The 11,818-nt window shown below is 62.0% G+C and carries 12 protein-coding genes and 1 riboswitch; of the genes, 1 reads left to right on the top strand and 11 read right to left on the bottom strand.

Annotated features, from left to right (window positions below):
- Positions 1-75 precede the first annotated feature (75 nt).
- Positions 76-281, bottom strand: a riboswitch (cobalamin riboswitch).
- 26 nt (positions 282-307) lie between these two features.
- The 11 genes from KFE13_RS10170 to KFE13_RS10120 all read right to left on the bottom strand — a co-directional run bounded on the left by KFE13_RS10170 (position 308) and on the right by KFE13_RS10120 (position 10,752).
- Positions 308-1,159, bottom strand: coding sequence for a hypothetical protein (locus KFE13_RS10170; RefSeq protein WP_260703003.1), 852 nt, complete (start codon positions 1,157-1,159; stop codon positions 308-310).
- Between the two features lie 9 nt (positions 1,160-1,168).
- Entirely contained in the window at positions 1,169-1,381 is a 213-nt protein-coding gene (locus KFE13_RS10165; protein WP_260703002.1) for a hypothetical protein, read from the bottom strand.
- A 124-nt stretch (positions 1,382-1,505) separates the two neighbouring features.
- The gene (gene purK, locus KFE13_RS10160) at positions 1,506-2,693 is read right to left on the bottom strand and encodes a 5-(carboxyamino)imidazole ribonucleotide synthase (protein ID WP_313900635.1); all 1,188 of its coding nucleotides are present in this window, start codon (positions 2,691-2,693) and stop codon (positions 1,506-1,508) included.
- Positions 2,690-3,205, bottom strand: a complete 516-nt coding sequence (purE, locus tag KFE13_RS10155) for a 5-(carboxyamino)imidazole ribonucleotide mutase (RefSeq protein WP_260703001.1) — start codon at positions 3,203-3,205, stop codon at positions 2,690-2,692. The genes purK and purE overlap by 4 nt, the downstream gene beginning before the upstream one ends.
- 40 nt (positions 3,206-3,245) lie before the next feature.
- Positions 3,246-3,500: a hypothetical protein gene (locus KFE13_RS10150; RefSeq protein ID WP_260703000.1), complete on the bottom strand. Its 255-nt coding sequence runs from the start codon at positions 3,498-3,500 to the stop codon at positions 3,246-3,248.
- Positions 3,501-3,511: 11 nt separating this feature from the next.
- Positions 3,512-3,739, bottom strand: a complete 228-nt coding sequence (locus tag KFE13_RS10145; protein WP_260702999.1) for a hypothetical protein — start codon at positions 3,737-3,739, stop codon at positions 3,512-3,514.
- Between the two features lie 28 nt (positions 3,740-3,767).
- Positions 3,768-6,113, bottom strand: a complete 2,346-nt coding sequence (locus tag KFE13_RS10140) for a hypothetical protein (protein ID WP_260702998.1) — start codon at positions 6,111-6,113, stop codon at positions 3,768-3,770.
- Positions 6,110-7,522, bottom strand: coding sequence for a phage portal protein (locus KFE13_RS10135; RefSeq protein ID WP_260702997.1), 1,413 nt, complete (start codon positions 7,520-7,522; stop codon positions 6,110-6,112). The genes KFE13_RS10140 and KFE13_RS10135 overlap by 4 nt, the downstream gene beginning before the upstream one ends.
- Entirely contained in the window at positions 7,488-8,351 is an 864-nt protein-coding gene (locus KFE13_RS10130) for a DUF3037 domain-containing protein (protein ID WP_260702996.1), read from the bottom strand. Before KFE13_RS10130 ends, KFE13_RS10135 begins: the two co-directional genes overlap by 35 nt.
- A 14-nt stretch (positions 8,352-8,365) precedes the next feature.
- Complete coding sequence (locus KFE13_RS10125; RefSeq protein WP_260702995.1) at positions 8,366-9,232, bottom strand: HipA family kinase; 867 nt, start codon at positions 9,230-9,232, stop codon at positions 8,366-8,368.
- Positions 9,233-9,279: 47 nt separating this feature from the next.
- Positions 9,280-10,752: a phage terminase large subunit family protein gene (locus KFE13_RS10120; protein ID WP_260702994.1), complete on the bottom strand. Its 1,473-nt coding sequence runs from the start codon at positions 10,750-10,752 to the stop codon at positions 9,280-9,282.
- Positions 10,753-10,802: 50 nt separating this feature from the next.
- Here KFE13_RS10120 and KFE13_RS10115 point away from each other — a divergent pair, with 50 nt between their 5' ends.
- The gene (locus tag KFE13_RS10115; protein WP_260702993.1) at positions 10,803-11,798 is read left to right on the top strand and encodes a glycosyltransferase family 47 protein; all 996 of its coding nucleotides are present in this window, start codon (positions 10,803-10,805) and stop codon (positions 11,796-11,798) included.
- Positions 11,799-11,818 lie beyond the last annotated feature (20 nt).

The following is an 11,818-nucleotide window of genomic DNA, read 5'->3' as shown; positions in this document are numbered from 1 at the left end:
GACGATGCATTGGCAAACCGTTCCAATCCACGAGAGCGGCGGCCTCAAGCGCACCCGCGGTCGGCACAAAGGCCTCCGCGGTGGTGGCGGCAGGCCGGTCTTCGGACTCTGGGCTGCCTACTTCGCTGCCGCTTCCCATTCCTGCTTACAAGAACAGTGCGTTGGCTTCTCGCCATGCAACATTTCGTTCCCATCACCGCTGCGGGACAGCGCCGGAATCACACCGGCTTCCCGTTTAACAGGCTCCTTGCGAGAGCCTGACCTGCACATGACGATTCTACATGCAGAAATTTCAGAAGAGTTGCGCCTACTTTTCTTCCTTCAGCCGGTCCAGCAGCCGCGTCAATACCTCACGCTCTTCTTCCGATGGCTGAAAGGAGAGCGGCTTGCGGCGTATGTAGCGCAGGTTCAGGTTCGCGATGTCCGAGGCCATCACGATAAAGAGATTGCCGGGGATGTTGAACCAGAACTCATCCGGCACCGTTTCGAGGTCTGCGGCCTTGGCCTTGCGAAACTCGTCGCGCTCGAACCGCCGCGGACTTGCTAGTGTAATGCTTACCAGTGAGCCGTCGTTCGCAAGCATGCGATCTTGAATCGCGCCCTGGTACAGGCCGCCTGTTTTCGTCAGCACATCGGCCATAATGCGGAAGCGGCCTTCGGGCAGCAACATGTCGCTGAACAACACGTCCCATTCCGAGATGCGCGGCACAATGGTGGCCAGCAGCGTGCGCATCCAGCGCGTGTGCAGCCGCCGCCAGATACGGTTGTAGTTCAGCACAATCAGGATGCGGACGCCGCACGCCAGCAGCACCAGAAAATACAGCCTCCACAGGATCGCGTAGTTCATCCAGAAGAAGGCGTAGAGGCTCGTGAAGAACTGCGCATGGTGCGTTTGAAAGAAGTTGTCGCTCTGCAGTGCGGAGAAGACCGTCTCCACATCGGCCTGCGTGCCGCGTGCCCACAATGCACCTGTCCATCGCGCCCATGCCACTGCCATCGCCAGAGGGACGGCCGCAGCGATGATGGAGCGGGCCACCTCTTCGGCGTGCGACTCCACGCGCGTCTTGCGAAAGACGACAAGGTCCGCGGCCCAGCGTGCGATCAGGTTGGGGCCAAGCAGGTAGACGGCGATGAGGAAGCTGACGAGAAGCGCCAGCAACGGTTTCTCCTAAGCGAGTGCTTCGTGCAGGTCGGCGAGGTTCAGCGTAATCTCGCCAAACGACGTTGGAATCACGGCCGACTCGTGCGCGCGGAGCTGGTCGAGCACCGCGTCCTCATGCCGCTGAATGAAGTCGATGATCTCGGCGCGCAGCCGCTTCTGGCTGGTGCCGATATTGGCATCCCGCAGCGAAAGCACGTACTCAAGCTCGGAGCTGCTCATAAGAAGGCCTCAAAACGCACTGCACGATATTCGGTGCAGCTCAAGTTGAAGATACCACGGCTTGTGGAAAATAGCGCGTAATGGGTGAGGAGTTATATTCTCGCGTTTCTTAGATGGATGGAATTTACAGCAGCTCCTGTGCCTGCAGTACCGCAGCCACAGCCTCATCCGCCGTAGCGCCAACTGCTGAAAGATGTCCCATCTTCCGGCCTTTGCGTGGGCGGTGCTTCTCGTAGAGATGCAGCCGCACTCCCGGTACAGCGAGCACGCGGTCGAAGCGCGGAGTTCTCGCGGAGCCGTCTTCGTTCAGCCACACGTCGCCCAGCAGGTTGGCGATTGCGCACGGCTGCACGACGGAGACGTCGCCCAGTGGGAGATCGCACACCGCGCGTACCAGTTGCTCGAACTGACTCGTGACGCAGGCGCGCTCGCTCGCGTGATAGCTGTTGTGCGGACGCGGAGCCAACTCGTTGACCAGAAGCTTTCCGTGGGTCGTGACAAACATCTCGACGGCAAGAATGCCTTCGAGCTCAAAGGCATGCGCGATGTTTTCAGCGAGCTGCCGCGCTTCGTCGGCCATGATGTCGGTGAGTGGGGCCGGGAGTACACTCCACGCCAGAATCTGATTCTCATGATGGTTCCACGCAGCCGGGTACACTTTCACTTCGCCCGAAGGCGACCGCGCCACCAGCACCGAAATCTCGCGCTCCAGCTCGACGGCCTTCTCTACAACGCCGGCGCGTTCGCCCAGAGCGGTCCATGCACCGCGAGCCTCTTCTTCAGGATCGGCACCGGGGTGGAAACCGACCTTACCCTGTCCGCGTCCATCGTAGCCGCCCGTCGCGCTCTTGCAGAACGCGCGTCCGCCCAGGGCGTGGATTGCATCGCGCACCTCATCGAACGAGTGCACGGGACGCCAGTCGCCGAGTGGGAAGCCGTTCTTTTGGAGCCATTCTTTTTGCGCAATGCGGTTCTGAATGATGGCGAGCATCGCGCGTCCGGGACGCACCGGAACCAGTGCCTGCGCCGCATCCATACTTGCCAGCGAGATCTGCTCGATCTCCAGCGTCACCACGTCGCATCCGCGAGCCAGGTTGGCGGCCTCGCGCGCATCGTCCCAGCTGGCCTCGATGCAGGCATCGACGACAAACCGCGCCGGACAAGCCGGATCGGGGTCCAGGACCTGGATGCGGTAGCCCATCGCTCGCGCAGCCATTGCTGTCATGCGGCCAAGCTGTCCGCCGCCGAAGATGCCAATGGTTGCGCCGGGAAGAATCGGGTTGGCCTTGCGCTCTACTGATGTCGCGCTCACGCTTTCGCCGCTCCGTCCTGCTCGTCGCCTACCGTCTGCGCCAGCACTTCATCGCGACGTGCGGTGCGCCATGCGGCGATCTTCTCGCGCAATGCTGCGTCGGTTGTTGCGATAATCTGTGCAGCCAGCAGGCCTGCGTTCGCTGCTCCGGGAGCGCCGATGGCCAGTGTGCCCACTGGAACACCCTTCGGCATCTGCACGATGCTCAACAGCGAATCCATGCCCTGCAGTGCAGTCGCTGGAATCGGCACGCCCAGCACCGGTACGACCGTTTTCGCCGCGACCATGCCCGGCAGATGCGCCGCACCGCCGGCTCCGGCAACGATCACGCGCAGCCCGCGAGCGGCGGCAGTTTCGGCGTACTCAAACAAAAGATCGGGGGTGCGATGCGCCGAGACGACACGGACCTCGTGCGGCACGCCGAAGGCGGCCAGCATCTCGACGGCGCCACGCATCACCGCATAATCATTGCGGCTTCCCATGATCACTCCAACCAGCGGTGAGGCGTCCATAGGGTGATTATACGGGGTGGGTGACGAAGCAGCGTCCAGCTTATTTTGCCCACACGCTGGCGTTCAGGCATTCCACGACGCCGTCGATGATGGCGCTCAGGCCAGCGGTGAAGCGGTCGGCGTCGATGACGTGTTTGCTGCTGACAGCTTCGCCCACGTTGATGGCGGCGCTTACCACTTCGAGCGCGGCCTTCTTCTTTTGCTCTCCATTCTGCGGGCCGAAGATCGCCTCGGCCGTGTGCAGCGCGGCGGGCAGAAACGCCAGCGCGCGCAGAAAGATTTTTTGAAAGTCCATACACTCTCTCCTTAATTTGTTTTGCTGTGCCGCAGCAGATCGATAGCCAGGTGAGCCAGTGTTACCAATGCACCGACGGCCCCGGTGAATCCCTTAAGGCGCTGTACGCTGCGTTCGTGCCGCTCCACGCGCTCTTCAATCTGCGTAAGTCTTCCTGGCTGACCGATACCCATTAACTGGTCCATCTGACTCTTCAAGACGCGCAGATCACCGAGAACCTGTCCTTCAAATTCAGTCATCGCTGGTGCTCCTGTTCTGTTTGTGCGATCACGATGCGACCGGCAGGTTGGTAAAGACCGCACTCGAAAAGCGCGAATAGACCGGTGGATTGGAAGTGTCGTACATGCGCACGTAGTAGCGTTCCACCTGCGCTTCGCGCGGGATGGAAAAGCTCCGCACGGGGCTGCGCAGCACGAGGTCCTGATCAACGCCGGGGCCGAAGGCCCAGTCGCGGCGACGTACCTCGAAGCCCCCTCCTGTTGGCGGAGCCATGCCTGTATCGATCTGCAACGCCGTACCGTTCGCACTGACTACCTGCAGCGACGGCAGATTCGCGAGCACGGCATTCGGCGCGGTCGCAGCCTGTTGCGGCAGCAGCGCGTCGACGGCGATGGATTCAGACAGCTTCAGTCCTAATCCCTCGGCCCAGTCGTTCGCGAAGGCGATGTGGTAGGTTGCCAGCTCAGGCCGTGCGTGACCGTCATCGATGGTTACCGTGCGCACGAGCACCTTCAACGTGTCTACTGTGCCATCGCTCGCAGTGGAGGTGATGGCCAGCACATCGCCAGGCCATATATCGTCAGCTGGATTCAGCATCGTGTAGTTGCCCGCAATCGCAGCGGACCGCGCTGTGGCAAATGCAAGCGTGGCGAGCGCGGCATTCTCGCAGTCCTGCGACGTACGTGCTGCCGGACGGCCCACCTTGCCCATCCACTGTGCCGTCCCGGGCAATCCGCCGGCAGATTCCGCTGCGACACTCGCAGTGTTCTCAAGCCGCGCGACGGAACGCCGTCTTCCGCGATAGCGGACCGTGATCAACTCATTCGCTGTAGGAAGGCGTCCGTTGAAGAAGGTAATTTTGCCTGCGGGCGAGACCATGCAGTCCACGCCCTCGCCAGCGGCTCCTGTCATACGGACCGTCTGTGTGCCGTCGGGCGTAGTCGTCACAATCCACACCGAGCCTGCCTGCGTGATGCGGCACGCGCCGATGGAGCCGATCAACTGCACGCTGTTCACGATGGCGAAGTTGCAGCTTCCCGGCGAAGTGGCGAGCGAGCCAGAGTAGAGCACCGTCGCGGGCGTGTTCGATGATGCACCCATGTCGAGCGCCTCGAAGACGAGCGCGACGGGTGCATCGATTGCGCCTCCGCCGAAGGTCTGGAGCACACCGTCCACCATGGCGTGATAGGTCTGCAGGATGCGCGCGGTCTCCGGGCAATGCAACCGTATGCGCAGCGTGTAGCGATGTCCGCTCAGCAGCGTGAGCGACGTTCCAGCTTCGACTCCGTTGATGTACGGCGTAGCGATGGTTGCGCCGCCTGATTGACGCACGTTGTATCCGGCGAGACAGTTGGCGCTTTCTACACCGCCGGAGTAGAGTCCGCAGATCACGCCGTCGCTTGCCGCGCCCAGCTGCACGTTGCTCGCTTCGACGACAAGCGTGCCACCAATCTCGATGGGGTCGAGCGCGGTGAGCGTCGTCTGTCCGTTCAGGCCGTTGCCGCCGCTCATCGTCAGTCCCGCGGATGTGAGCGAGAGAAACGAACCGGGATCGACCACCTGCCACACGCGGGTATTGAGAGCAGCCTGGTTGAAGCTCTCGTCTACAAGATGCGATGCGCTGGCTGCTGGCGTGCGTGGATGCGTTGGTCGGAACGGCGGCTGGCTCAGCTCGAAGACCGTGGTCGTGCCGTCTCCGAGAAAGCTCTCGGTAATGTAGGCGGCTGGCTCCAGCTCACCAGAGAGCGTGATGTCGTTGGCGAGTTCGCGCACGGCTGCCGTCTTCAGCGCGGCGACCTGAAGCGTGCCATCGCCGTCGGAGAAGTTGTGCGTTACGGAGCCCGCCGTTGCGAGACTCAGCGCGCCGCCGAGCACACGATAGCTGGCATAGGCCGCGTCGGCGATCTCGCCTGCCGAGACCGACCACGTTGCCGCCTGCGCAGAGGTAAAGACGCCGACGTTGCCTGTAGCCGCAACACCGGTGGTGGCGAACGCGCTGGCTGCTGTGCGCGTGGTGAGTGCGCGCATCGCATCGCCTCCAGACTGCGCCAGCGCCACGGTACGCAGCGTTGTCTGCTTGTCGAGCAGCCACTCATCGCTGATTGCGCTGAAGGCAAGACGATAAACCGCGCCCTGTGTGGCGATGCCTGCGTAAATACGCGCGGGCTCCGTAGCCAGATAGCCGGTGAAGAGCAGTGTGCCCGCATCGTTCGTGACCACAACGCGCCCTCTTCGTGCAGGCACGGGCAGCGCAAGCGCGTTCAGATCCAGTTGTCCTGTGCAGCGCGAAGGTGTATTCAGCGTACGCGTGATCTTCAGCGGCCCGTCTGCGGAGAGCGCGGACGTGTAGTCCCGCGCGCCTCCGCCATCGAGATTGTCGATGGTGATTCTCACTGATCCACCTCGCTGGTCTGGGTTGTGTTCTCCACATCGCACTTCGTCAACGGAGGCAGGCCGCGCATCGCGCGTACCTCATCGACGGTCAGCACGCCAGCCTCGATGAGTGTCTTCTGCATCTCTACCTCGCGTGTCTCGTCGCGCGTCTCCAGGTCGTTGAAGCAGAACTCGAACTCGCGCCAGCCCAACTTCTTCGCGAACAGATCGCGCGTGATATGTTCGGCGATCAGTTTTGCGACCGGCACGATCGCGCTCTGGAAGGCCTCGTCGGCGAACTCCGATGCGGTGGAGCGATTGACGTCGTGCTGGATGCCGAGCATCATCGGTGGCAGGTCGAAGGCGTTCGCGATCAGGCGAATCAGCATCTCCTGCCAGCCCAGGCGCAGGTCGGCGTCGGTGCCTCCGGCAAAGCGCAGCACCTCGGGCTTGACGGGTGTGCTCAGCACGGGCACGCGGCCGGTGCCTTCGATCTCGTCCTGCCACCAACGGATAAGGCGGTCATGCTGCTCGGGCGTCGCCTCGTCCAGCCACAGCGCATACTGGACAACCGAATTTGCGGCCAGCTTGCCGGCGTAGCGGTTCGCGCTCAGGAACTGATTGACCGTTTCGAAGGCGACCTCGAGCCGCCCAAGCCCGAATGGTGTGTGGGTGCGCGGATTAAGTCGCACGTAGATCAGTTCGTTATCACGCAGCGGCAGGAGTCGGTCGTCGCCGATGCGTCCCGTCTCCTGCGCGTAGCGCGGCGTGTCGGGCGATCCATCCCAGCGGCTGTCGATCTGGATGGATGCGCCGTCGACGGCCCACAGGTGGAAGGGCCGCAATGTGTCGCCGGTTGCTTCCATCTCGACCGCGCCGAAGCCGCCGACGAGCAGATCCTCGATCACCTGCTCCCACAGCACGCGAAAGCTGTCGGAAACATTGGGCTCTTCGAGGCAGCGGCGCAAGATGTTGATGCGCTCGGCGGCGTCAGGAATAGCAGCGGCATCGTAGCCGCGGCGCACGCGCACCTGCCAGTCCATGCTGGCTACCTTGTCCTTTACGATGTTGATGGCGCGGCGCACCACAGGCGTCTCGGCGAAGCGACGCAGATTGGCTGGCGTTGGCTTCGGCAAGGCAGCCTGACCTGCGCGCACGCCGGTGTACGGAGTAAGGATCGCGGGCAGCATTGTTGTCTTGCGCTCGCCTTTGGAGGCATCGCCCTCGGCGGCGTCCACGCCCGCCAGACGCTGCCAGATGTTTTTTACTGCTGCTTGAACTCCCATGTGTCTCCACCTCGCTTGCTGTTTGGTTTCAGTCGCAAAACAAAGGCACAGCCCGAAGGCTGTGCCTGCATCTCGCTGCTCGTTTGAAAGCAGCAGATCTATCTCATGTTCATACTCGTAGCTCGAACCTTGCGGTTTCGGCAACGCGTGCCAGATCGCTCAAAGTGACGACGCGAATCGCTTCCCGCTCCATGGCTTCCACGCCGAAGCGATAGCGGTCCGTCGCTTCGCTATCGCGCTCTCCTTCTTCGGTAGAGAGGGTGCGCAGCGGCTCGACGATCGCCGTCAGCTCCAGCTCTACGCCCTCTACACGGCGCACGCCATCGCGCAGCTGCGGCGCCGCCCAGGCGAGTCCCTTGGCTGCGTCCACCTCGTTCTCCAACGAGACGGCGTGAAAGATGCGGACCAGCGGATCGGTTTTTACCTCGCGCGGCTCTGTCTTGTAACCGCAGTCGAGCTTCATCGGATCGCCCGGGCGCGTATACAAGGAGGCGGCAATACGTTTACGCATCAGGCTCCACACGCCAGCGCGCTCGAATTCCGTGCGCATCGCTGCCTGGATCGCGGCGCGGCCCGTGCGACGGCGTTCCTGCTTCATCTTGATGGGCTCAACGTACAGGCGCATCAGTTGTTCCAGCTCCGCTGGAATGCTCTCTGCCAGCGCGGCTCGCGGCTCGGTGATCTGTACGGAGTTTGAGAGCGTATCTTCGAGCAGCTGCATCACCGGTTTGGTGTCCTTCGCACCCAGCCGCAGCCGATCGGCAATCTCCGATTCCAATGCTTCGAGCAGGCTGGTGTCGGCTTCGGCATCCATGCAGCGTACGCGTGTCCAGTCGCGCGTAAAGCGCACGATGGTGCTTTCAGCCGTCGCGCCGGCCTCGCGCAGCACCACGCCGACATTGACGAACTCGCCCTTCACCACGTCGGGAACGTAGCGGATGAGGAAGAACTCGCACTGGATACGGTCTGGCATCAGGCTCCTTTTAACTACATTACAAATCCATCGGCACTGCGCATCGCCACAAATGCTCGCGGAACCGTCACCGATGCGCTCGGGTTCCAAAGCGGGAACGGGCGGCGGTCCGAGTCCCGGAATGCAGCGATCAGTTCTCGCACGCGCGAGCTGCGTGTCAAAAGCTGCTCCATCAGGCACTCGAGCGCAGGTACATCACCTGCATACCACTCGGGCGGCACCAGTTCGGCGATGCGCCACAACACATCGGGCTGCATCTGCTCCACACGCGTCAGCCAGGGCTCGAAGCTCTCCCACCCGGTCACGTGCCGGTAGACGAGGTTGCGCTGGTAGATGCCGCGGAGGGGCGAGTCCGGAAAGCTCCACTCGCCTGCGTTGAAGCAGAAGCCCTGATCGATAAAACTGGCGCGGTATCGCCGCTCGCGCGGACGCCGCTCGAAGACTGCCTGGCGTCCATTCGAGTTGCCGGTCCACTTGTCGATACATAACATTCCCGCAAACTCGCGCAGATTGCGCACCTCTTCCAGCTGCGGCTCCGGCAGGTAGTCGAGCACCTGCCCCGGCATCAGGCCACCAACGAACTGCGAACCGAACTGCAGTCCGGCAATGTAGGGCTTCCCCCCGTCGCGCAACCCTTCAACGCGCATGCCAGGCGTGTTGGCGATCAGCCAGTCGGTCACCTCGACCACATCGGAGTGCGGCACGCTTAGTCCTATGGCGGCGGCCAGACGCGTGGCGATCAACTCGTTGGCCAGCACGCGCAGGTGTTGCGGGTTGTTCTGAAACTTCACCACCCACAGTGTGCCGTCGGAGCCCAGCATCAGCTGGCTCTGCGCTCCGCCGCGCATCCTTCGAATCGCCTGTACTGCCAGTACCGCCAAGTGAGTGTGTTCCTCCGCTCCCGCCTGCTACAGCAGAATACATGGCGTCACGGGCGCGTCATCAGCTCGGCGCGTACCGCGTGTGCGACGGCCATTGCCATCACGCAGTCGTCGTGCGTGCCGCTGGCCGCACCGGTACCTCCGTTAGGGAGGTTGATATAGGTGCGGCATTCGTTCAGCAGGCGGCTGGAGCAGAAGAGATCCGGCGATTCCACCAGCAGCGATCCCAGAAGCGCGATCATCTTTGGCTTGCTGGCCGGAGTCGTCAGCCAGCCCGGCTGCTCACCCTGCGCATAGACTCTGGTGTAGCGCGCAGCGTTTTCAAGATAGGCCAGCACCGCCGCACCGTGGTTGTTGCGCTCGATGGCGACCGTCGCGTCGTTATACTCGCGGGCCAATGCAGCGACAATGTGGGCCAGCTCCAGCGGATTCAACCGCTGCTGCAGCTCAGCGCACTGCACGCCGGAACTTCTGTCGATCACCTGCACCACGGCATAGTCGCCCTCTGCGCCTCCTCCAGCAGTATCAGCCGCAACGATGTACTTCTTGCGCTCCAAAGGCGGAAGCCAGATCAGCATCGCACCATCGCGCCGACGCTCTATCGGTGTCGGCAGAGCCTGCAAACGGTCGAGGATGCTGTCCGCGATGAAGCAGCAATCTCCACTCGTGCGGAAGCAGGTGATGGCATCCTCGGCGTACTCCTGCGTGCGCAAGCCGTGGAAGCTGGCTTCGAGCGCACGACGGAAGCCGATCTGCTGCGGTTTGAGGTTATGGCGCGCAACCAGGGTGCACTCCTCCTGCGTGTAGTCCTCGGTGCGAATCGGTGCGGCGATGTATGCCTCTTCCAGCCACCAGGGGAAGAAGTGCTGCACCGTGCCGTTCGTGGCGGCGCGTCCCCACTCCTCGTAGAAGCAGCCGTATGCGCCGTTTGGTGTGGATTCGATCACCATCTCGCCGTTAGGCGCGAGCGCGGCACGCAGGCCAGCCAAGGTTTCGTTTGCGTCACCGGGCCAGCGGCTTACCTCGCTGAGGTGCAGGTTCTGGATCGACAGCCCGCGTCCTGCGCCAGGATCGCCTGCGCTGATGATGCGAAACTCGCTGTCGAGCTCAGGAAAACACATCTGACCTACATTGGCGCGGCTGCGGCGCAGTGGAGCATGAGGGCCTTCGCGCAACGCTGCGGGCAGGTTTTCCCAGAAGCGCTGCACGATACGGAAGATACCTTCGGCGGCCTCGCGCGTGTGTGCAACCTGCACGGTTAAGACGCCCGGAGCCGTGATCGTCTTCATGAAGAACCGCGCGGCGATCCATGTCGTCATGCCCATCTGGCGTGCCTTCAGTACGATGTTCTTCTCACCGCGGTTTATTTCGAAGTTGCGCTGTGCCTGATTCGCGACCAGCGGCACGAGTCTTCCGTCGCGGCCTCTCACATACAGATACTCGCCAATCGCGCCGATCATTGCGTCGGGACTGGAGCGGATATCTTCGCCCAGGCCCTTCAGTTTCTCGACTTCATTCATCTCTCACTCATTTCTTTTTTGCTGCAAAGGCCTGACAATGTGCTTAGGCCATGAAGATTCATCTTTCTGCGATCCACGAAACCGAGCTGATTACGCTGCTGCCGGAGCGCGCGAAGTTGTCAACGATGCACGTACTGGTCGATTCGCCCGAGGAGGCGGAGATGATTCTGCTGACGGGCAGCTTCGGCCGCGATCCTCAGCACTTGTTGGAGCACCCGCTCTACCGCGCCTTTGCCGACAAGTGCGCCGTCTATACCGAAGATGACAACTACCTGCCGCTCATTCCCGGTGTTTACTGTTCCGCCGCCGTGGACGATAACAGCCGCGCGGGACGTACCTTCAGTTACTCCTACGTTTCGGCCAGTGGAAAATATTCCAATAAATTTGTAACCGGTACAGACACAGAAAAACGATTGCTCTTCTCCTTCCAGGGCGGAAGCACTTCCTTACTGCGCAAGCGCATGTTCAACCTGAAGTTCGATCGCCAGGACGTGCTGATTGAGAACACCAGCGCCTACTACCACTGGGACCTGACGCAACCGGACCGCGCCGAACGCCAGCAGCGCTATGCCGAGACGCTGGCTACATCCAACTTCGTGCTCTGCCCGCGTGGCGCAGGCACCGGGAGCATCCGGTTATTCGAAGTGATGAGCGCCGGTGTTGCACCCGTGCTCATCTCCGACGACTACCTGCTGCCTCCGCATGTGCCGTGGGAGAGCTTCCTGCTCCGCATCGCTGAGCGTGACATTGCACGACTACCCGAGCTGATAGAGCCGCATCTGCACAGCGCTGCCGAACGAGGCCGCCTGGCTCGCCAGGCGTGGCTCGACTACTTTGCGCCGGAGAAAGAGTTCGACGCTATCGTCGCCTCCGCGTCTGCTGCATTGAAGCACGGTCCGCCCGAAGAGGCAGTCTTTCGCAAACGCCAGCAGTCGCTGATTGCAAAGGCTGAGCGAAAGCGCAAACTGCGCGCCTTCGCCCGCTCTGCTGTGCTCAAGACGTTGAAGGTACTGCGTCTGAAGTCGCCCTATCAGATGAACCGATAGAGACAGGTTGCAGGTTACAG

The sequence above is a fragment of the Edaphobacter flagellatus genome, from assembly GCF_025264665.1.
GTDB lineage: Bacteria > Acidobacteriota > Terriglobia > Terriglobales > Acidobacteriaceae > Edaphobacter > Edaphobacter flagellatus.
Note: the sequence above shows the minus strand (reverse complement) of the source record. Positions and strands in the feature narration are given on the sequence as shown.